Genomic DNA, 20,116 nt, shown 5'->3' on the forward strand with positions numbered 1-20,116 from the left:
AGAGGAAAGTGCAGGTCCAGCAGCTCAAATTCGGAAATCTCCCTCCGGCAGTTAAACTGAGGAGCCAAAAATTCAATCCATTCAATTGGGCAAGGCGCTTCGTGGTCCTGGCAGATGGTTGTAGTGTCTTCAGCTCTGGATTGGGGTTTGCGGGCGTGATTAGTTATTCCCCAGCTTTTAGGTGTGCGGAGTGGCTTCTGGAATTTCAAATCCCGACAATTTGATGGTATCGGTTGCTTTTCCATGAAGAGTGGCAACCTTTGAGTTGTACGGAGAGCGAGATTCGTACCAATGAAGTCGGGAAAATCCCTCTTTAGTTTGGAGGATTTCATCTACGTTTTAAAAGAAAAAGTGAGCGATGTATTGTCCTTATCAACCATTCCTGCGAGCTCGATTTCAATTGCACATGGCATCGCGTCCCTTGGGAGGTCGGAATTATGCAACATGATTGCCATGTTCGAGACACTCGGGACGCAAGCGCAACTGAAGGAGGTTTTGAATCTCGCAGCTGAAAAAATAGGGAAACCTGACTACAAGTTCGAAGACCTTTCAAAGGCCGTTCAGCTAAAGCAAGAAGCTCTCGAGAATTCAGACATAGACGAGACTGAGCTTCGTCTGGCTCTATGGAACCACCAGCAAAAAGCGTTGGGACAAGAGGTGTCTTTCCCCCTGGCTCAGCACTCGCTTGAGGTCGATACCCTCCGTATGGGCTTTACTTTCGCTGAAAGCACAGTGCCGGATGTGGCACCAGATATTTGGGCGAAGATTAAGGGACTATGGGGGGATAGGTCCGACTGTTTGTCGTTCGAAGATGCACTAAACCTTGAGGCATCGCGCTTGTTAGGTCAGCTGATGAGCTCTGGTGACCTGTCTGATCAGGAAGAGGCAGAGATCCGTGAGCAAGTGTTAAAAGCAGCAAATTGCTTGGATGATGATGTTGTCGATGATGTTCTCACAGCTGCCATTCAGAAAGGTGATATCCAGGCGATTGGAGCGATAATTGCGGGAGGTTCAATTGCAGGGCTCGCTCTTGCCGTAGAGCTTGGAGGATTTGCCGCCTACATTCTCGCAGCAAAACTGTCTGCATTTATTCCGATGGTTGGCGGAGTAGGACTCGTGTCTGCTCTTGCTGTTTTGGTAAACCCAATCACTGTAGTAGGCGCTGTTTTAGGTGGAGGGGTATTTGCCTGGAACCGCAACAACAAGAGCTTGGTTGGAGTGCTTGCGCGGCGTTTGCTGGTTGCCTTGGCACTAAAAGGCCAGGATGGGCAGAAGAGCCTTTTGTCCGACTTTCGACAACTTCCGCAAGAGCCTGCTAAGGATGTTCGAAAGCTCTTGAAAATCGTCAACCGATCTCACTATGCAAAGCGTCACGTGATCGCGGGGACGTTTAATGGGGTTTTACCAGAACCCTATGGTGCGCCCCGGTTTGGGCGAGATGAGCTCGGAGGTCATGCCTCGATTGAAAAGAAACTTTCGACTGAAGGTAAAACTGCCATTGCTGTCGGAGGTTTAACACTTGCAGACAAAATCTACACGGCCTGGATGATTGATCCCACAGTATTGAAGGCCGCTGATTTTTCGAGATCTGAGAATATTGAAACCGTTCTGGGTTTTTCTGTTTTCTCCCAGAAGTGGGATAGCACAGAAGCAGCTTCCAGGCTGGGTTTTGAAAACAATCTGCAAGGCTATGTCGCGGAGGAATTCGTTTTGGCCCGACTGGTGCAAGCTGGGCATTCCGTTGCACGTCCAGCTACGGCCAATATGGCCGGATTTGATCTGATCGTTGATGGTGCTCCTGTTCAGGTGAAATGTGGGCAAAGCTTAGGGCTGCTGAACGAGCATTTTGAAAAATACCCTGACATTCCGGTCATTGCGAATAGTGAGTTGGTCGAAAAAGCGATCGACGCCGACTTAGAATGGCTGCAGTTGGTGCATAGTGTTGAGGGATTTGGCCTCGAGCCTATCACTCAGATGACCCAGACGGCATTGGCTTCTGGTGTCGATCTGGCAGAGAATTCGGCAATTATGGGGTCTATTTTTGTCTCCGTAGGTGGACAGGTTTGGGCATACTCCAAGGGACAAATACCCCTTCATCGACTGCCAACAGAGATTGCCACTGAAGTTTCATTGCGGGGTGGAGCGACGTGGCTTGGCGGCTTAGCTGGAAATGCCGTGGGTCTGCTTGCCTTTGGGCCGGCGGGAGTGGTCATCCTTGGGCCCTTGGGGGGTGTTGCCGGACTGCTGGGCTTGAGCGTGGCACGTGGAAGCCTCGAGCACTGGTTCTCCCCGGAATGGTGGGAGGAGTTATTGATCGCAGCTGAAGAGCTAAAGGAAGTGGCTGATAAGGCGTTGGATCGTAAGATTGAAGCGTTGTTGGACATGCCTGTAGTTGGTTCACAGGATTTTCATTGGTTGATACAACGTCGCCAGGATGCTGCCTTAGCGGCGACAGAAGCCCGCTGGGATCTGAGTAATTCCAAAACGAATACCATTAATGATGTCTTGGACGTGCTATTCAAGATTGAGGATGCATCACTTTTCGGAGCTGACGTCAGCATCGCCAAAAGCCGCGCGTTGAAAGTTCTCTCTGAAAAACCAACAATCGCAGAAGGCTCCAAAAAATGGGCTGGAAAGCTGAAAGGCTTCGCGAAAAATTTGACGGCGAGTGAGTAAAGTAAGGCATGGAATTCTGAAGCGGTGAACCTTGGATCCCGAAACGGCAGTTGACCCACTCCCGCGCAGCCTTCAAGTTGCGAAGCCGGTTCGGCCGGCAAATTATTCGAATGACTTGGCATGTGGGTGGCCCATCATCGCAAAGAGAACGGCAACGTAGCGATCATACCCAATCCCGCGCATTAGACAGTCAAACAGCGTCGCAATTCTCTGGACGCCCATGCCTGTCCTTTCCGGTTTATCCGAAAAGCCAAATCCAGGCAGAGACGGCGCAACGACATGAAGGGCATCTTCTGCGCTGCCGCCATACGCAACCGGGTCCAGCCGCCTTGGGATCGCCTTGGAGAATTCGACGATTGAACCCGGCCAGCGCTGACTGAGTAGGAGAGGTAAGGCGTTTTCATGTGGAGAGCGCATATGGACAAAATGGAGACCATATCCCTCCGCTTCTCCCCGCCACTGGGTAAGTCGATTCAGTGCTGCTTCGCGTGAGCGCCAGTCGTACTGATCGGCCCAGTAAGTGCCACTTCTTGCACATAACTCAGCGGAGCCTCCTGAGACCAATCATCGACAGTCTCCCTTTCCGGCCATTGCGTATTGTGCAATCGGGTGCACAAATTCTCCATTTGGGTATCGCTGGCATGAGTACGGAATGGTGTGGGTTTGGTCATTGAAATTCCTTTCTCAGACAACGCGCATCAGGCGAACCGCGTGTGCTGGCATCGTACTCCTATTTGTACGTAAAAATGGAACTAACATGTTTGCTTCGGGCTCGATCTTGTCCTTCCCTACGTTCCGGAAAAACGATTTCTGAGTAGACAAATCGGAACTTTATCTTGCGAGGTCAGTCATCAACCAGTTCATAATGCTTGATTGTTCTGGACTCGACCAACTCGGCTTCGGCCGGGTCGATGTGCGGGCTCTCGTAGTCCTCACCTACAAATGCCTTCAGAGAATGGAGGTCCTTCCACACCATAACGAAGCTGAATTCTCGTGGACTATTTGAACAAGGAGCGCCGGGAAGAACCGAAACAATCCCCTCTGTGGATTTCATCAGCGGGATGGCTGTCTCGTGAAAAAACTTGCTAAATTCCCCTTCCTTTCCCGGGCGGGTCACAACCTGAAATATGCGCATGATCATGTTGAAACCCCCTATAATGCAAAACTCACGGTCACCTATTCACTCAAGAAAGAGAAGAATTCCGCTAAGGTATATCATAGCACTAATCCCATCTTTCGCCCGCGAAAGGCACAGAACAGTCATAGATCGGTACAGAAAAGGTGGCCTGACTATGGTGGATTTACGGACAGAACCATCACTATTAGGCAATGCCCAGTTCGTGAGGCAGTCATTCTCGGCTATGATTTCTTGGACGCTTGGTTCTGCAAGGATGTCAATATTCCTTGAGCCTGGTCGCACACTTGCGATGGCACAAACACATGGTCGTGGTGAAAGGCTGCGATCATGTTGCAGGGGATACCATTGTCCCCAAGTGCCTTTGACACGGCGGCGGTAAGCCCAACCCCTTCGAGCGAAGAAAACACGTTGAGCGTAATGCAACGCATCGGCTGATCCACATTCAGCATGGATTTTTCTGCCAATTCTACAGGGATGAGCATCGACAACCCCTCGTCCTCCTTAAAGGTCGAAATGGCTTCGTAAGAAAGCGATGCAACAAGAGCAGGATCATTAGTGGTGATAAAGACAAAATTGCCAGGCTGTACAATTGGCGTCATCCCCGAAATCATTTCGTCGGCTGTTCGTGCTACTTCTGGCATCCGAGTGCTCCCTCGCTGTCTCTCGTCAAGGATTGCAGCGTTTCATAATTTCGGCAAGCTTTGGCGCGGCCAATTCGGGCTCTGACCAGTCATTCGCCACCGTTGTCACGATGGACTGACTGAGGCCGTTCTCGATGGTGACAGTGGAGGCAAAGGGCAAAATGCTGCACCAGTCGCATTTGGCAGCGAAAAGTAGAGAGCCGCCGTTCGCTGCGATCTGCTCGAACGATTTTTGTTTGGACAAGAAGACCTTGCCGTAGCGTATTGGGGACGAGGATCAATCGCGTCCCACCGACCGCAGATGTCGCGGAGGGTGAAGTTCTCATCTGTTGTTCTGTTTCGGCTCAAGGCAGCACAAGCCTTGTTCTCGACCTTTGACACAACCGCGCAATGGACCGGTCCCGCCACTTGGGGAGTATCAGCTCGAACTCTCCACCGGAAATTCCTTCCTATTGCGTGCAATACACGCGAAAGAGGATCATGACGATTTTGACCTTTCTTCGTGACAACGCGCGCTGGCTCAGCGCCGGGATGCTGCTGACCTTTCTCAGCAGCTTCGGGCAGACGTATTTCATCTCGATCTTCGCCGGTGAAATTCGCGAGGTGTTTCAAATTTCACATGGTCAATGGGGCGGCATCTATGCTGTTGGCACCTCCGCATCGGCCGCCGTCATGGTCTGGGCCGGGGGGCTGACGGATCATTTCCGTGTGCGCTCCCTTGGAGTCGTATTTCTCGTGATGCTGGCGGGCGCTTGCCTTTCCATGGCGCTCAACCCGGTGTGGTGGCTTTTGCCTGTGATCATTTTCTGCCTGAGATTCACCGGTCAGGGCATGACTACCCACATTGCCTTAGTCGCCATGTCGCGGTGGTTTATCGCGACACGGGGCAAAGCCTTGTCCATAGCTTCGCTTGGTTTCGCCCTGGGTCAGGCTGTGTTGCCGCTGGTCTTCGTTGGTCTCATGGTAATCTATGATTGGCGCCTGCTGTGGGGTGTCGCCGCGCTCCTCACTGTGTGTGGCGTTCCCTTATTGCTGATGCTTCTGCGGACAGAACGCACACCGCACTCCTTGGCGCGGTCTGATCAATCGTTGGGCATGCAAGCCTTGCACTGGACCCGCAATCAGACGTTTCGCCATCCGCTATTTTGGTTCATGGTGCCTGCCCTTCTGGGGCCGGGGGCGTTTAACACCGCGTTTTTCTTTCACCAGGTACATTTCGCGGAGACTAAACAGATGACCCATGTTGAACTGGTGACGATGTTCCCCTTTTACATCATGGTCGGAATCGTTTCGATGGTTCTGTCAGGCTGGGCGGTGGACAAAGTTGGGACAGCGCGGCTGATCCCCTGGTTCCAGCTGCCCATGGTGGCGGCCTTCATCATCTTTGCATATGCCGATAACTATTCGACCATTCTGCTCGGCTTCTTCTTTCTGGCGGTGACAACTGGGGCTAACTCTATCCTGCCCAATTCCTTTTGGGCTGAATTCTTCGGCACCCGCCATCTGGGTTCGATCAAGGCGATGGCAGCAGCGGTCATGGTGCTGGGCTCGGCCATCGGACCGGGTATCACAGGGGTGGGCATTGACCTTGGGATCGGGATCGAGCTCCAGTATCTCTGGGTTGCGGCTTTTTTCGTTTTTACTACGTTCATGATGTGGGTCGGCGTCGCGCAGTTTCGCTCGGACTTGGACACTGAGTATGTAGTTTGAGTGTGTGGAAGGTGTGGAAGGACCTCTGATGTCCCATTTTATATGACGACGGCCAGTGAAGGGGCCATCGCCCATGAAACAGCAGGATCCCTTGGCAATGGAGTCACTATTTCTTTCTCTGTAGGATCGGATTTCCGCACGCGCATCATCACGATGATCGCAGCGGCGAGGCGCACGCAAACATGAACGACGAAGACGCGTAAACCTCTTGCTAAAAGTTCGGATTAAAGGGAATGACCTGCGCACTGTTTTGGACGGGCCTTAAGTTTGCAACGTCTCTTGGTTGAGCCATAATCAACCTCTCCGCCAACCCCATACTGGCCGCTTCCTTCAAAACCAGTGGATTTTCAATCATGCGCCTATTTTGGTGCAACATCAGGTCAAAACAGATCAAATCACCGACGTGCAAATCTACAAGTGCCTGACACTGCCCTTGCGAATAAAACGCCAGATCGCCCTGATCTTCACACCAAATGACAGCTTTCTGTTGGCTTTCATTGCTCCAAAGGACCACACCGTTCATGTCTCGCCCCATTCTCAACTTCCTCCAACCGACGCTTCTAAAGTGGAACGTAATGTGTCTCACCAAGCTTAAGACTGGATTATTTAGTGTCAATCTGACACTAAATTTGATCTCACTGGCGTTGCCTTTTGGTCATGGTAGAATGGTCATCAACACACGGTATATTGAAGGTGCTGCCCGAGGTACGAATTGAAATCATGCTTGAGGGGCGCAAGCTATTTATCGGTGATGGCGCAGATACTGACCTTATTCTGGAACTGGCGTGGGGACCGACCGCACGCGGGGATCGACAATGGACACCATGCGAGGACGTGATGAGATCAACTGCTAATAGTCTGGGAGCATCTAAAGAAGATTTTCTGCACTTGATGGCTTTCGGTATTATTGGCGCAGTCCGTGCGACGTGCTCGCTTGAAATAGGGCGCAAATGCCTGGATGCTATGCTGCGGGCCTTGAAAGAGAAAAGAGGCTTGATCGCAGCATCATTTCAGCGAAGGGCCCGTTCGAGCCCCATCTGACAAATGCCACTCTGCCAGAAATTCGTCAGGATGGTTGATAAACGAGGCTCTTCGGAGACCCCGAATTAGGCATCTGCCGGTCTCTTTTTTAATCAGAATTCCTGTCGTTCATTTTGCATCTGCGAACAGCCTTATCCAACGGAATACTATCATTAATACGAGCATACTTACGTATAACCCCACGAGGTCTCCGACGGCGTATGTAATCAGGACGGCGAAGAGGTCGTCTGGGACAATCAGCCCGGAAAACACAAATATTTGACCCACCGAGTTGATGACCGAAGCTACGGCTCCAACAATGAGAAGCCACTTCCAGTTCATAGCTCGGTCCCGGCCAGCATACAGGTCGCGTCCAAAGAACTTCATTATAATGAAGCTGACGTATGCGGACATGGCACCGACAGCAATTGACCACAAAATCACCGGTTCTATGAACGTAAAAATTGGGTCCGGTGTGAACATTAATTCCGAAAGGAACGCACCGGCAAACAGCGAAAATAGTGCTTTCCAACCCGATAGCCACGTTGCCAGTACGCGCACTCCATGGGGCAAGTAAATCAGGCTTGCGAAAACTGTGATATCAGAGAAGAACAAATTCTGGACGGGTGTCACAACAAACGCGGTAACACCGTGGCACAGAACATAAACTGCGACCACGATCAGGAAGCTCTTTGCGAAGTCGACCATGTAGTCGAACCTGCTCATCCTCGCACTATCCAAGTCGAACACACCACTAATCCAAGGATTTCACAGTGTACTGACCACGTCCGGTCTCTTGGGCCTGAATGAGGTATCCTCTGGAAACCAACGATTTGAGTGCTCGAAAAAATGTTGGACGAGACACTTCAACAACGAGCTTGTGATCAAGCAAGTCGGTGGTTCTTACACCGTTGAGTGCATTTGAGAGATCAGTCGCTGCGTAGTAGATGTCGCGTTCGACTGGAGACAGGTCCAAAAGCCCAATTGAACGCTCCATTTCCAACATCAACTTTCGTAGCTCTGCCAATTTGGAAATCTTAGACATACATTCACGTCCAATACACTGGTGCTCGAGGCACCATATCATCACAAACATAATTGGTACAACAGCAACCCTACAAGTCTCACATTGACACTAAGAAAAACTGCCTTACTCTCAGTTACAGTCCGGTTGCTGCTACTTGTGAGTGAGTGTGTATTTAACCAGAGGCGGCCGAAAAGATATTTAAGCTGGCGCGGTGCTTTCGAGTGCCGCGTCCTTTATATCCCGTCCTCCATCTCCAAGAGCTACTTATTTGGCAAGATTGCAGGACCCTATTGGATCTGTCGAGTCAGTTGACTTGAGGCTCATGTGCGGCGCTGGCAAGATAACTGCGTTGGTCAGGGATGTATGCCATTGCGAGCAAGATTTTTCGGCGGCTATCAAGTGTATGCTGCTGAACAAGCAGAGCGCTGCCGCACAGGCGGCTGAGAATGACGGAATTTAGATGATCTCCCGCATAGACAGCTGGGAAAAGTGGAGGCGTTCAAATGAGTGAAGGGTCCGTTTTGCGCGCCCCCCCCTTCTTGATACTTGAGCATCAATAGTAAAGGTCGATTCGTCCCCTGACTGACGGTTCCCAACGATTTGGGGGCAATATCGGTAGTACTGTAGCCGACCTTCGATTGGGTTGCGGTGAATGAGCATTACATTCAATTTGACCAATAAAGTATTGGGTTTTGAACGTGTTTCATCGCATCGGTCACTATGCGCGGCTTTGTTGATAGCGTGGATGCTCCCACCTACCGGCATCAACAAAGCCAGGGGAATGGCTAAAGCTTTAGATGCACCCCTTGCACGCAACTGAAATGCAAGGGGTGAAGGGACTGATCAGAGAAGCAGCTCGGCCAGTTGCTTGGGCAGGGACAGGGTTGGGAAATGTCCAGCTTCAAGAGTGTGGATATGCTCGACCTTCCAATTGCCCAGCATTTCGTCCTGCAACGTCGGAGACACCATTTTGTCCAGTGACGTGCGGATATATACTTTTGGCAGGCGACCGAAGTTTTCGTCTGTAACAGCGACCTTAGAAACAAAGGGTTCAGTCGCCTGCGGAAGGTCTTTAATATAGGACAGCGCGCTCTGAATGTCCTTCTCGGTCACATCATGAAACGCCTTGCTGCGCCATGTGGTCTCTGACGCTGTTGCATAACTTTGGTCTTCGGCAAAGGTGAGCTCTGGTAGGAACTCCCCATCCGGATCACGCTGCATAGCCTCAAGGATGCTGTCGCCGTTTTCCAATAGAAATGCAGCCACATAGTACAGCTTTTCGATTTTATCGGGCACCTGTTCAGCGGCCTGCGAAATGATCGCCCCTGCCAGACTGTGTCCGACCAGCTTGACCTGTCCTTCGGCTTGATTGAGGGCATCAACCACAGTCTGCACATAGCTGTTCATCGTCACCTGTGACAGGCTCTGCTCGTTTTCCGGGCTGCCAGGCAGGGCTACGGCAGTCACCTTATGACCATTTTGCTCCAATGTTGGGCGGGTTTCGTTCCAGCTCCATGCGCCTTCCCAAGCGCCGTGTACGAGGATGTAATGTGTCATTATCTTTTCCTTTGAGGGGGGGGTAAGTGTTTTCGCCATCTATGACAGCTGGATTGATTGGGTTAGCCGAAGTACGCGGAACTCAAGTATTGGTTCGCCTCCCTTGATTGGGATGCGTCAAAGACGCGGGTGTAGGGGGCAGCTTGTAGGGCGATTGCCGTTTTTGGCACTACGTCCACGGCATAAGCCCAGGCGGTTTCAACCGAGTCGAAAGCGTAGAAGCCACCCAAGGTGTTGGTCCGCATTCCGCTGAGCCATGTCTTTGCCAGCAACCCTGGTTGGGTTTTCAGAACCGGATTGCGGTCCCGCCAAGGCGCGTTTTCAAACGGCACGGACACCTGCATTTCCGCATAGACAAACGCTTTGGCTGGTTTGGCTAACTCCCCAGAAAAATGAGGAGAGTTCATCTCAAGACTGGCGTCTCGAACCGCTGTTGCATCGAACAATCGTGAGACATAGGTAACACCCAGCGATCGCGCTTTTTCAGATAATGTCGCGGTTGCAAACTGTGTCGCGTCACCTAATTCCGCAAAAGTGTAAAAGCCGGCAGAGCTGTTGTTGCGGCAGTCTGATAGCAATGTGACGTCAAGCAAGCCTGCTTCCTGAAAATCCGTTTCAGGCGCGGGGGGCCAAAGGGCAGAGTTTGCCGGATCTGGACCATGGAGCTCTGCATAGACAAAGGCTGCGGGGGGCATGGCCTGTCCTTTCATAATGAGGGAGAAATGTGTGAATGGAAGGTCTTACTCAGCTTCGATCAGTTCGATCCTGTAGCCATCGGGGTCTTCGACAAATGCGATGATCTCACGGTGGCCTGTTTCGTCAGGAGCCATCTTCATGGGGCCGGGAGCGCGCACGATGTTGACACCCAAATCGACAAGGTTGTTACAGGTTGCCTCAATGTCGCTGACCTCAAGCGCAATGTGCCCGTATCCAGATCCATGTGAATAACCATCACTATCCCAATTGTGGGTCAGCTCGATCAGCGCATTACCGTCGTCATAACCAATAAACACCAACGTAAAACGCGCGTCGGTAAACGTTTCCCGGCGAAGTTCACGCATCCCCAAAGCGTCGTGGTAGAAGCGCAAGGACCGGTCCAGATCAGCAACCCGGATCATTGTGTACAGGATGCGGCTGGGCAATATTTTACTGTGAAGTGTCATCTTAAAATCTCCTAAAGGGAGGGACCTCAGCCCAAGTATCCGGGGCTGAGGTGTGCCAATGGATCAGTTGGTGGCTGTCTGGGATGGGATCAGGCGGAATGAAATCACCTTGGCGGGAACTTCGGTTGAGCCGTTTCTGATCTCGGTTCCAGATACACTTTCCGGCAGCGAGAAGCTCTGACCTGCCACAATGCGCTGCGTTTCAACACCTGGGGTTTCAATGACAACAATGCCCTCGGCCACAATGCCTACTGTTGCGACATCACTCTCAACAACAATGGCGTCTGCGGCGGGAATGTTGACTTCGTGAATGTCGACCTGATTGATGTCGGTGTCGTTGATATCAAAAGTTGGCAGAGTGCGGCGGTCGATGGCTTCGGTGGGCGTGTCCTCAAATACGATAAACGGCTCACCTTCCTGTTCCAAGTTGAAGTCAATAAAGATCGCTTCTTCGGTGGCCGATGCGTTGTCAAAGCGCAGGATCCGCTGGTCCACGGGTTCAAAAAAGGCATCGCCTGCGTTCAGAACCTGCGGCTTTTCACCTTCGACCTGATAGATAATCGAACCCTTGGCGACATAACCAACCGCAGGTGCGTCATGGGTGTGAACAGGAGCAACCTGGCCAGGAGCAAAGTGGAAGTCGCCTGCTTCCACTTGAACAACATGGCGTGTTTCAAAGTTGGCAGTCAGCAGTTTGACCGAGTTGCTTTGTGTTTCAGCCGACGGCGCAGTGGCGACAAACCCTGCAGTGGCAAGAGCCGAAATGGCGGTGAAGGTGCGGGTTTTGGTGAAGAAAGAGTTCATTTTCATATTCCTATTGGGTCGCTCAGGAGAATTCCCGATGCACATGTTTCTTGGGTCAGAGAGACTATCTCTCTGGGTGGGATCGACTTACGTTGTAGGTTTTCACGAAGGTGACCCGATTGTTGGGCATCTCAGGATAGGCAGTTAATTAGCTTGCGTTTTGCAAGGCGTGACTCTTCATAACTTTACACCTTGCGTTTTGCAAGATGTTTTTTTAAAAGTTCACATGACAAAAAATAAAACAAAAATCAGACAGACAGGGTGCCCCGTCGCTTTTGGTCTGGATATCTTTGGTGACCGGTGGACGCTGCTGGTCATTCGCGAAATCATGCTGCGTGGTAGGCGGACCTACAGCGAGTTCATGGAGATGGAAGAAGAAATTGCCACCAATATCCTGATCGACAGGCTGAAGTCTCTGGAAGCTGAAGGACTGGTGGATAAGGAACGTGATCCACAAAACCGACGCAGTTTTCTGTATTCACTGACCAAGAAAGGCCGAGATCTGGCGCCGATCCTGCTGGAAATCATCATTTGGAGTGGAGAGCACGACAAGCGTTCATTTGCTCTGACCGAGGTTCTCGAGAAAATTGAAGCGGATCGAGAGGGATTTGAAAGTGGGCTAAGATCAGAAAAAGGTTGCTGAAACATGCGGCGGGAACAGCTGTATTGTCTCAGCGAAATGTGCCAAAGACCAAGTTATAAACAAAGTCGCCTTTGGCTCGGTTAAGAGCGGGTTGATAGTTTTTTCCTCAACCTTAAAGCAGAGTCCTGATCGTCTGAATTTCGTGTACCCTTGCACGTTCTGCGAATGCTTCGAGGATGGAAATAGCAACTTCTACGCGACGCGGGGTATATCTACGATCTGGTCGTAAAATGTGAATGGAGCGGTCCGTGTGCCAGAAATCATTCAGAATTGGTGTAAGTGTTCCATCGGAGAGTGTTTTTCCGAAGCCGCCAATAGCCATGTAGGCAATACCCAGTCCCCGAGAGCAACCATCAAGAATTGCCTGTCCTGAATTCAGATTGAGCCGACCTGTAACTGCGACATCCAGGAGCTTTCCCTTTTCCGTAAATCGCCACGTGTTGGAATGTGTCAGAATGCACTGGTGTTCCTTCAGTTCAGCGGGATAAAGCGGTTTTCCGTTGCTGGCTAAGTATTCAGGCGATGCGGCTGCAACTCTTGTCCTCGAAGACAGAGGTCGCGCAATCAAGCCACTATCCTGCATAGGACCAGCCCTGATTGCAAAATCATACCCTTCGCTAAGGATGTCGACCTGACGCGCGTTGAAGTCGATCACAATTTCAACGTTCGGATGCAAGGCAGCCATTTCATTCATCGCAGGCCCAACAACTTGATCCGCGAAGGAGCCAGAGAGTGAGGCAACCCGCAACCGGCCTTCCAAGTTGTGCTGTGCACTGGACACTTCGGAAAGCGCGGCTTCGAGATCATCTGCAATTTTCTCGGAACTTCTTCGCAGAGTTTCTCCCGGCTGTGTCAGATGAACAGAACGTGTGCTTCTCTGGAACAGTTTGGTGCCCAGCCGTTCTTCCAGCCGTGCAACTTGGCGGCTGACATGGGGAACTGACACGCCCAGAATTTTTGCCGCTCCTGTGAATGATCCTGCCCGTACAACGGCAAGAAATTCTGTCAGCCCATCAGAGTTCATTATTTCCACCAAGTAATAGTGTCTTGTCAAATTAACGACTAATCCTTCCACACGGAAATAACAATATTGCTGTCAGGTAAAACATCTATGGAGCGACAACAGATGACTGCGATACTTTTTGATCCCATCCAACTGGGCGACTATCACCTGAAAAACCGTATCTTTATGGCCCCGATGACCCGGGCACGCACTGGACCCGCTGGCATACCAAATGAACTTGTAGCCACCCATTATGCCCAACGGGCGAGCGCTGGACTGATCATTTCAGAAGCGACCGCGGTTCACCCACGCGGTGATGGCTGGCCAGGGGCTCCGGGTATCTACACGGATGAACAGCAAGCCGGATGGTCAACCGTTGCTGATGCTGTTCACGCTGCAGGCGGGCGTATCTTCATGCAAATCTGGCACATGGGACGGGCGGTGATTTCTGAGGCCATCGAAGGGCAGAAACCGCTGGCGCCGTCGCCCATTCCTGCAGCAGGTGAACTTCCCAATAGCAAAGGCATCCCGACCGCTTTTGACACCCCGGAAGCCATGTCCATAGTGCAGATCAGGGAAACCGTTTCAGCCTTCGCGTCGGCAGCTCGGCGTGCAATCGACGCTGGCTTGGATGGGGTCGAAATTCACGCTGCCAATAACTTCCTCATCGACTCATTTCTGCGCGATGGAACCAATCAACGGAAAGATGAATACGGCGGTTCGCTCGAAAACCGCAGTAGATTTCTGCTGGAAGTTGTTGATGCGGTCGCTGCTGAGATCGGCGCGGGCAAGGTTGGTGTACGCTTCTCTCCTACTAACGCAGTTTTTGGGATCAGCGACAGTAATCCAAAGGCGATTTTCACCTACGCGGCGCGTCAACTGTCTAAACGCAACTTGGCCTATCTGCACGTGCTTGAACCCGCGTTGGACAGTGGTAGCCCGATGTCTGTCGGTCTGCCAACGGTCGCGCGTGCGTTGCGTGAAGAATACGAAGGACTGATGATCCTCAATGGATCGCTCTCAAATGAAACGGGGCAAAGTGCTCTGGCATCCAATACTGCAGACGCCATCGCTTTCGGCATTCCATTCATCTCCAATCCTGATCTTGTGGAACGGTTCAAAAACAACATCACTCTCACAGAGGCAAACCCTGACACATTCTATAGCGGCGGCGCAGAAGGGTATGTTGATTATGCGCCGGTAGAGTTCGAAACCGCTTAGAAGGAGGAAGTATTCAGCCGCGCCTGCTTTCCTCAAGCGCGGCTGAATAAATTTACCGGATGACCCGAATTGATATCTGTACGGGTCACCCAAAGCGGTCGCTCAACTACTGAAAATTTCGGTAGTCAGCATGCCAGTTACTATTCTTTAAAAACTCGCAGACAATTCACTCTGCTGCACGTCTGATTTCTGATTTGAGCAGGCCAAAAGAATGAAGCTTTAATACATGCTTTACTTCGTCAGTTGACTGCTCCGTGTCAGTATAAACAGTGATGCACTCTTCCCGACCCATTTGCTGGCTGCTAAGCTTAGTACAAAAATGGTCACCCTTGATGTACCAATTACCTGTCAAAATTTGACCATTCAGCCATTGAAATTCCATCGAAATCTTACCGTCACTCCGGCGGAATTCTTTGTAAGGTGCGCCAAAAGAATCTTTATCATGAGTCTCCACGTATCGGTCAGAGAACAGCTCGATAAGGTCGTCATGCAACACTCTTTCGTGGTCGGTACTATTCGCAAAATCGTATGGCGTTTCTGGAAGCCCAGCTGCAATCATGGCGTCAGCCCAAGCCTTAAAAATGCTCGGGTCAGAATAACTGTCGAATAGCGGTTTGTACCAGATCACGCTTAGCCATGGCACTTCTTTCAGAAGCTCGTTTATATAGGTTTTTGCAATCTCAACATCACCGTTTCGCGCATGCGCCTCAGCCAGCAACAGTTGCAGAGAAAGTTTCGCTTCTCCCGTTTGAATGCCTGCAACGAGTGAAAGAGCCTTCTTAACATTGCCTAACCTAAGATATTGCTGCGCGAGGTCTCGTTTTTCACCCACGTTGAGCCTTGGAGAAAGCTCTTCATATGCGACAAACTCCTCCCTGGCAGTGGAATATTCGCCTGATGCGAGTAACACCAACCCAAGAACTTTCCTCAACCGTGGATCGTCTGTTTCCAGAAAGATCGCAGCCCGAGCTTCCGACAACGCCTGCTCAAGGTTTAAATGCTCAATATGCAATCGTATTCGAAGGCCGATTGCACGTGCATTTTGTGCGTCTGCGGCTAATATGGTTTCGATTGTTTTTTCAAGGTCAACAAAAGCTTCAGGCACAGGTTTGACTGTGTTCCAACTCCGATTCCAAATTATATAGTTCAATTCTGCATAGCCAATTTTGGCGTCAACGAAACTTGGATCAAGTTCCATAGCTTTTTCATAAAGCAGAAGCGCCGGTTTGATTTTCGAGAAATTCCTGCCGTTCAACAGTCGCTGCGCTTTGACGAAATCGAGATAGGCCTCAATATTGCTGGTTAGTCGGGCGTTGAAAACTGAGCGTTCCGAGTTACTTATCTTGATTTTCATTGCGGCGGCCGCGTTCTGCTTTGCCGTTTCCAGAAGGTCGAAAAAATGCTCTGATGGTGCACTCAAAGTTTGTTTCCAAATGACCTCTTCACTTCCGTCTTGCGTGTCGCGAAGGCGCGCCGATATTTCAACGTCACCGTCTTTTGCGCCGACAGTTCCGTCCAGAATATAACGGACGTCGAATTCTTCAGGCAGGTCCTCGCGCATGACCTCGATTCCTTTGTATTCCATTGAAACGTTGCGCGGTACAATTGTCAGCCCTTTCAACCGAGCGAAAGAAGCGATCAGGTTTTCAGTCGCCGCATCGGCAAATGTCTTGTTAGAGGGAATTCCGGCTTTCAGCGGTAAAACCATGAGGCTGGGTGGCCCGGTTTCGCGTGTCGCGAACCTGTCAAAGGCAAAGTATCCGCCGCTTGCGATCAGCACAAAGATGGCAAATGCGGCCAACACGTTTCGGACCAGATCGGAACGCAGCATTCCTAAGTTGACGATCTTGCCGATGTCACCGGGATCAAGTAAAACTTTGAACGTTGGAATTGGTTCAGACAGGTTCTTTACTTTCTGCGGGCCAAGATCAGCGAACCCAAGATCAAGCTTACCTTTCACATTGTTAAAAACAGCCTCTGAAATGTAAATGCCGCCCGGTTCTGCCAGACCTTCCAATCTTGAGGCCACGTTCACGCCGTCACCGAAAATATCGTCGCCGTCGTGAATGATGTCACCAAGATTGATACCGACGCGATAGGCAATGCGACGGTCTTCGGGGATGTCCATCTCGCGGTCTGCCATCTCACGCTGGACGGCAACCGAGCACAATACAGCGTTAACCGCGCTGGGAAACTCGATCAGTGCTCCGTCGCCAGTGGTTTTGACAACACGGCCACCGAATTCTTTCACTTTTGGCCTGATGAGATCGTCGTTGATCACCTTTTGCCGAGCGATCGTACTTGCCTCATCGACTTCCACCAGACGGCTGTAGCCAACCATGTCGGCGGCAACAATCGCGGCCAGTCTTCTGGAATCCAATTTGGTGGACATATGTGCCCCGCAACTAAAAAAAACGTCGTGTCCCTATCCAGGGCGACCATACACAAGTTTCAAGAATTAGTCATTTCCGTTGAATTTCTGCGATCACATTGCAACTTGCGGTTCAACAGCCGCGGGCAAAGGCTCAAGGGAGTGCATCGACGCATAACAGTCGGTAGGGCGGACAAATCGAATTATCGCTATAGAAGTCACATTTGAGGCGGACAGCCCAAGCCAGATGCCCAAATGTTGCATCATCCGGTTGTCGACGTGTCTACGATAGCTACTTTGAAGCTCGTGGCCGGTTACTCAGCCACACGTCTGAACTGAGAATTGAAAACGCCAAATGAATACACGTTCGAAATATGCTTTACCTCGTTCGTTGATTTTTCCCGGTTAATGTAAACGTTGTTGCATTCTTCCCGATCGAGATGGACAGCGAGAATGCGGTGACAAAACTGGTCGCCCTTGATGGACCAGGTCCCAGTCAAGTCAACGCCGTTCATCCATTGGAATGTCATCGCAATCGTTCCGTCCGGACTTCGTACTTCACTGTAGGGGGCACCGAATGGGCCCACACTGTGCACTTCGACATAACTTTCTGAAAATAGCTCGATCAGGTCATCATGCCGTACCCTGTCATCTTCCCGTCCATTGCCAAAATCATAGGGCAAATCCGGTACTCCTGCGGCGGAAAATGCGTTTGCCCAGTCCTCGAAAATGCTCTGATCAGCGTAGATGTCGAAGTAGGGTTTCTGCCATGTCAAATTCCCCCAAACAGTGTCCTTCAAAAATAAGGCGCCATACGACTTAGCAACTTCCAGATTTCCACTGCGTGCGTGGGCATTTGCGGCAACCGAGTAGTATTCGATATTGTAAGATTCTTCAGTTGGGATGTCGGCAATAAGAGACAGTGCTTTTTCCACGTCATTTAGCCGCAGGTATTGATGAATGAGGTCGTATTTTTCGGCAGAATTCAACCTGGGCGAAAGGGCTTCATAAGTGGAGAATTCCGTTCTTGCCTCCTCTGATTGCCCCGAAGCAAGAAGGGCTTGACCCAGGATGTTCCTCAACCACGGTTCATTAGGCCGAAAAAACACAGCCCCCTTAGCGTCAGCAACGGCCTTTTCCCGATTCAGTTTTTGAATTGAAAACAGGATTTGCAGCCCGATTGCCTTCGGGTGCGATGGGTTCAGTTTCAAGATTTGATCGACGGCCCTCTTGGCCTCCTCGAACGCGTGGGGCGCGAAACGAATGGTATTGTAGCTTTTACTCCAGATTTCGAAATTTACCTCAGCAATCCCAAGATAAGCGTCGACAAACTCCGGGTCATTTTCGACCGCAAATTCATATGCGTGAAGGGCATCTTTGAGTTCGAAAAAATTACCGCTGCCACGAAAGTTTTCGGCAGTCGAATAAGCGAGATAGGCATCAATAGTTGCCATGGGACTGGTTGCCAGTATTTCTCTCTCAACTGGACTAATCTTAACTTTCATCGCGCTGGTCGCGTTCTGCTTAAGCGTTGCCAATAGGTCGAAAATTTCTGCTGAAGGCCCACTCATAGTTTGTTCCCATATGACCTCCTCGCTCCCGTTTTGCGTGTCGCGAAGGCGTGCCGCGATTTCAATGGTGCCGTCTTCCGAGTACACAGTTCCGTCCAGAATGTAGCGGATGCCGAGATCTTCAGGCAGGTCTTCACGCGTGACCTCGATGCCTTTGTATGCCATTGAAACGTTGCGCGGCGATATTGTCAGCCCTTTCAACCGGGCGAAGGAAGCGATCAGATTTTCAGTCGCCGCGTCGGCAAATGCCTTGTTAGAGGAGATTTCGGATTTCAGCGGCAAAATCAGGAGCCTGGGCTCCCCGGGTCCACGTGTCGCGACGCTGTCAAAGACTAAATATCCACCGCTTGCGATCAGAAAAAAGACGGCTAATGCGGCCAAACCGTTTCGGACCAAACTGGAACGTAGTGCTTTTGATTTGACGATTTTGCCGATGTCACCAGGATCAAGCAGAATTTTGAACGTTGAAATTGGTTCAGACAGGTTCTTTACCTTCTGCGGGCCAAGATCAGCGAACCCCAAGTCAAGCTTGCCTTTCACGCTGTTAAAAACAGCCTCTGAAATGGAAATGCCGCCCGGTTCCGCCAGACCTTCCAATCTTGAGGCCACGTTCACGCCGTCGCCGAAGATGTCGTCGCCATCGTGAATGATGTCACCAAGGTTGATACCGACACGATAGGTAATGCGACGATCTTCGGGGATATCCACTTCGCGGTCTGCCATCTCGCGCTGGACGGCAACCGAGCACAATACAGCGTTAATTGCGCTGGGAAACTCGATGAGCGCTCCGTCGCCAGTGGTTTTGACAACACGGCCACCGAATTCCTTCACTTTCGGATTGATGAGATCGTCGTTGATCGCTTTTTGTCGGGCGATCGTACCTTCCTCATCGACTTCCATCAGGCGGCTGTAGCCAACCATGTCGGCGGCAACAATCGCGGCCAGTCTTCTGGATTCCAATTTGGTGGACATATGTGCCCCGCAACTCAAATAAACGTCGTGTCCCTATCCAGGGCGACCATACACAAGTTTCAAGAATTAGTCATTTTCGTTGAATTCCCTCGATCACATTGCAACTTGCAGTTCAACAGTCGCGGCCAAAGGCCCAAGCGTATGTCGATGTCTTTTGAAAGCCGGTCGACGAGATCCTCAACTCAATCCTCTTTGTGATGATCGGTTCGAGATCTTCGCGATCACTGATGGCTACCTGCTGCAGAGTTTCTAAGCCAACACTTGCCCTGTTGGGACGCCTGGCGGCAGGTACAGTTCCCAATATCATGCTGAGTGGTCCAGGCGTCATCAAAGGCGATATCATTCCCTTGATGACCAGGGGGGATATGTCTTCGCCAAAATCGGTTCCGTGAATCCGATGTTTCAAAATTGAGAACCAAACCGGGATACAAAATTACAGCTTGACCCCATATCCTCAATATTTTACGTTTAAATATAGCAATATCAAAGGTTTAGCATGGAATCCTACCACCCCAGCCAGTACTTCCTGACATAGACTAACGACCGCGTATCTGGCCCACTGTGGCTCAGAATGCCCCTAGAAATGCCCCCCTTCGACC

The 20,116-nt window shown here is 50.9% G+C and carries 18 protein-coding genes and 1 pseudogene; 5 read left to right on the top strand and 14 right to left on the bottom strand.

Going from position 1 to position 20,116, the window contains the following annotated elements; all coding sequences use genetic code 11:
• Window positions 1–291: 291 nt before the first annotated feature.
• Window positions 292–2,676: a hypothetical protein gene (locus DL239_RS15345; RefSeq protein WP_167684977.1), complete on the top strand. Its 2,385-nt coding sequence runs from the start codon at window positions 292–294 to the stop codon at window positions 2,674–2,676.
• Window positions 2,677–2,778: 102 nt separating this feature from the next.
• Here DL239_RS15345 and DL239_RS15350 read toward each other — a convergent pair.
• The 4 genes and pseudogenes from DL239_RS15350 to DL239_RS15370 all read right to left on the bottom strand — a co-directional run bounded on the left by DL239_RS15350 (window position 2,779) and on the right by DL239_RS15370 (window position 4,699).
• Window positions 2,779–3,347: pseudogene (locus DL239_RS15350) on the bottom strand (epoxide hydrolase family protein).
• Window positions 3,348–3,520: 173 nt separating this feature from the next.
• Window positions 3,521–3,817 carry an antibiotic biosynthesis monooxygenase family protein gene (locus tag DL239_RS15360; protein ID WP_167684979.1) on the bottom strand — a complete coding sequence of 99 codons (297 nt, stop codon included), beginning with the start codon at window positions 3,815–3,817 and terminating at the stop codon, window positions 3,521–3,523.
• Between the two features lie 218 nt (window positions 3,818–4,035).
• Window positions 4,036–4,455: an ACT domain-containing protein gene (locus DL239_RS15365; protein WP_167684980.1), complete on the bottom strand. Its 420-nt coding sequence runs from the start codon at window positions 4,453–4,455 to the stop codon at window positions 4,036–4,038.
• 25 nt (window positions 4,456–4,480) lie between these two features.
• Window positions 4,481–4,699 carry a hypothetical protein gene (locus DL239_RS15370; protein ID WP_167684981.1) on the bottom strand — a complete coding sequence of 73 codons (219 nt, stop codon included), beginning with the start codon at window positions 4,697–4,699 and terminating at the stop codon, window positions 4,481–4,483.
• Between the two features lie 236 nt (window positions 4,700–4,935).
• On the opposite strand from DL239_RS15370, the gene DL239_RS15375 reads away from it, so the two are divergent.
• Window positions 4,936–6,165: an MFS transporter gene (locus DL239_RS15375; protein ID WP_206188480.1), complete on the top strand. Its 1,230-nt coding sequence runs from the start codon at window positions 4,936–4,938 to the stop codon at window positions 6,163–6,165.
• Between the two features lie 211 nt (window positions 6,166–6,376).
• Here the strand turns inward: DL239_RS15375 and DL239_RS15380 are convergent, their stop codons facing one another.
• Window positions 6,377–6,688, bottom strand: a complete 312-nt coding sequence (locus DL239_RS15380; protein ID WP_167684982.1) for a hypothetical protein — start codon at window positions 6,686–6,688, stop codon at window positions 6,377–6,379.
• 134 nt (window positions 6,689–6,822) lie between these two features.
• Here DL239_RS15380 and DL239_RS15385 point away from each other — a divergent pair, with 134 nt between their 5' ends.
• Window positions 6,823–7,206: a hypothetical protein gene (locus tag DL239_RS15385; protein ID WP_167684983.1), complete on the top strand. Its 384-nt coding sequence runs from the start codon at window positions 6,823–6,825 to the stop codon at window positions 7,204–7,206.
• Between the two features lie 108 nt (window positions 7,207–7,314).
• Here the strand turns inward: DL239_RS15385 and DL239_RS15390 are convergent, their stop codons facing one another.
• The 6 genes from DL239_RS15390 to DL239_RS15415 form a co-directional block, all read right to left on the bottom strand.
• Window positions 7,315–7,911 (bottom strand): hypothetical protein, encoded by a 597-nt coding sequence (locus DL239_RS15390; RefSeq protein ID WP_167684984.1) that lies wholly within the window; start codon window positions 7,909–7,911, stop codon window positions 7,315–7,317.
• Window positions 7,912–7,939: 28 nt separating this feature from the next.
• The gene (locus DL239_RS15395; RefSeq protein WP_167684985.1) at window positions 7,940–8,230 is read right to left on the bottom strand and encodes a hypothetical protein; all 291 of its coding nucleotides are present in this window, start codon (window positions 8,228–8,230) and stop codon (window positions 7,940–7,942) included.
• 825 nt (window positions 8,231–9,055) lie between these two features.
• A complete protein-coding gene (locus DL239_RS15400; RefSeq protein WP_167684986.1) occupies window positions 9,056–9,769 on the bottom strand; it encodes an alpha/beta fold hydrolase in 714 nt (237 codons plus the stop codon).
• Window positions 9,770–9,831: 62 nt separating this feature from the next.
• On the bottom strand, window positions 9,832–10,464 hold the full coding sequence (locus DL239_RS21515) for a hypothetical protein (RefSeq protein WP_206188481.1): 633 nt from the start codon (window positions 10,462–10,464) through the stop codon (window positions 9,832–9,834).
• A 45-nt stretch (window positions 10,465–10,509) separates the two neighbouring features.
• Window positions 10,510–10,932 (bottom strand): lactoylglutathione lyase, encoded by a 423-nt coding sequence (gloA, locus tag DL239_RS15410; RefSeq protein ID WP_167684987.1) that lies wholly within the window; start codon window positions 10,930–10,932, stop codon window positions 10,510–10,512.
• Window positions 10,933–10,995: 63 nt separating this feature from the next.
• On the bottom strand, window positions 10,996–11,736 hold the full coding sequence (locus DL239_RS15415; RefSeq protein ID WP_167684988.1) for a cupin domain-containing protein: 741 nt from the start codon (window positions 11,734–11,736) through the stop codon (window positions 10,996–10,998).
• Between the two features lie 226 nt (window positions 11,737–11,962).
• Between DL239_RS15415 and DL239_RS15420 the strand changes: the two genes are divergently transcribed.
• Window positions 11,963–12,379 (top strand): winged helix-turn-helix transcriptional regulator, encoded by a 417-nt coding sequence (locus DL239_RS15420; protein WP_167684989.1) that lies wholly within the window; start codon window positions 11,963–11,965, stop codon window positions 12,377–12,379.
• A gap of 112 nt (window positions 12,380–12,491) precedes the next feature.
• On the opposite strand, the gene DL239_RS15425 is transcribed toward DL239_RS15420, so the two are convergent.
• A complete protein-coding gene (locus DL239_RS15425; protein ID WP_167684990.1) occupies window positions 12,492–13,403 on the bottom strand; it encodes a LysR family transcriptional regulator in 912 nt (303 codons plus the stop codon).
• 102 nt (window positions 13,404–13,505) lie between these two features.
• On the opposite strand from DL239_RS15425, the gene DL239_RS15430 reads away from it, so the two are divergent.
• Window positions 13,506–14,603: an alkene reductase gene (locus tag DL239_RS15430; RefSeq protein WP_167684991.1), complete on the top strand. Its 1,098-nt coding sequence runs from the start codon at window positions 13,506–13,508 to the stop codon at window positions 14,601–14,603.
• A 166-nt stretch (window positions 14,604–14,769) separates the two neighbouring features.
• Here DL239_RS15430 and DL239_RS15435 read toward each other — a convergent pair whose 3' ends face one another.
• Both DL239_RS15435 and DL239_RS15440 read right to left on the bottom strand, forming a co-directional pair.
• Complete coding sequence (locus DL239_RS15435; protein ID WP_167684992.1) at window positions 14,770–16,995, bottom strand: adenylate/guanylate cyclase domain-containing protein; 2,226 nt, start codon at window positions 16,993–16,995, stop codon at window positions 14,770–14,772.
• A gap of 293 nt (window positions 16,996–17,288) precedes the next feature.
• Window positions 17,289–19,517 carry an adenylate/guanylate cyclase domain-containing protein gene (locus tag DL239_RS15440; protein ID WP_167684993.1) on the bottom strand — a complete coding sequence of 743 codons (2,229 nt, stop codon included), beginning with the start codon at window positions 19,515–19,517 and terminating at the stop codon, window positions 17,289–17,291.
• Window positions 19,518–20,116: the final 599 nt, after the last annotated feature.

The sequence above is a fragment of the Parasedimentitalea denitrificans genome, from assembly GCF_011813015.1.
GTDB lineage: Bacteria > Pseudomonadota > Alphaproteobacteria > Rhodobacterales > Rhodobacteraceae > Parasedimentitalea > Parasedimentitalea denitrificans.

Excerpts from the sequence above, each read along its gene's own strand:
- DL239_RS15345 (WP_167684977.1), top strand. The coding sequence starts at position 292 with ATGAAGTCGGGAAAATCCCTCTTTAGTTTGGAGGATTTCATCTACGTT.
- DL239_RS15360 (WP_167684979.1), bottom strand. The coding sequence starts at position 3,817 with ATGATCATGCGCATATTTCAGGTTGTGACCCGCCCGGGAAAGGAAGGG.
- DL239_RS15365 (WP_167684980.1), bottom strand. The coding sequence starts at position 4,455 with ATGCCAGAAGTAGCACGAACAGCCGACGAAATGATTTCGGGGATGACG.
- DL239_RS15375 (WP_206188480.1), top strand. The coding sequence starts at position 4,936 with ATGACGATTTTGACCTTTCTTCGTGACAACGCGCGCTGGCTCAGCGCC.
- DL239_RS15380 (WP_167684982.1), bottom strand. The coding sequence starts at position 6,688 with ATGAACGGTGTGGTCCTTTGGAGCAATGAAAGCCAACAGAAAGCTGTC.
- DL239_RS15385 (WP_167684983.1), top strand. The coding sequence starts at position 6,823 with ATGGTAGAATGGTCATCAACACACGGTATATTGAAGGTGCTGCCCGAG.
- DL239_RS15390 (WP_167684984.1), bottom strand. The coding sequence starts at position 7,911 with ATGAGCAGGTTCGACTACATGGTCGACTTCGCAAAGAGCTTCCTGATC.
- DL239_RS15395 (WP_167684985.1), bottom strand. The coding sequence starts at position 8,230 with ATGTCTAAGATTTCCAAATTGGCAGAGCTACGAAAGTTGATGTTGGAA.
- DL239_RS15400 (WP_167684986.1), bottom strand. The coding sequence starts at position 9,769 with ATGACACATTACATCCTCGTACACGGCGCTTGGGAAGGCGCATGGAGC.
- DL239_RS21515 (WP_206188481.1), bottom strand. The coding sequence starts at position 10,464 with ATGCCCCCCGCAGCCTTTGTCTATGCAGAGCTCCATGGTCCAGATCCG.
- gloA (WP_167684987.1), bottom strand. The coding sequence starts at position 10,932 with ATGACACTTCACAGTAAAATATTGCCCAGCCGCATCCTGTACACAATG.
- DL239_RS15415 (WP_167684988.1), bottom strand. The coding sequence starts at position 11,736 with ATGAACTCTTTCTTCACCAAAACCCGCACCTTCACCGCCATTTCGGCT.
- DL239_RS15420 (WP_167684989.1), top strand. The coding sequence starts at position 11,963 with ATGACAAAAAATAAAACAAAAATCAGACAGACAGGGTGCCCCGTCGCT.
- DL239_RS15425 (WP_167684990.1), bottom strand. The coding sequence starts at position 13,403 with ATGAACTCTGATGGGCTGACAGAATTTCTTGCCGTTGTACGGGCAGGA.
- DL239_RS15430 (WP_167684991.1), top strand. The coding sequence starts at position 13,506 with ATGACTGCGATACTTTTTGATCCCATCCAACTGGGCGACTATCACCTG.
- DL239_RS15435 (WP_167684992.1), bottom strand. The coding sequence starts at position 16,995 with ATGTCCACCAAATTGGATTCCAGAAGACTGGCCGCGATTGTTGCCGCC.
- DL239_RS15440 (WP_167684993.1), bottom strand. The coding sequence starts at position 19,517 with ATGTCCACCAAATTGGAATCCAGAAGACTGGCCGCGATTGTTGCCGCC.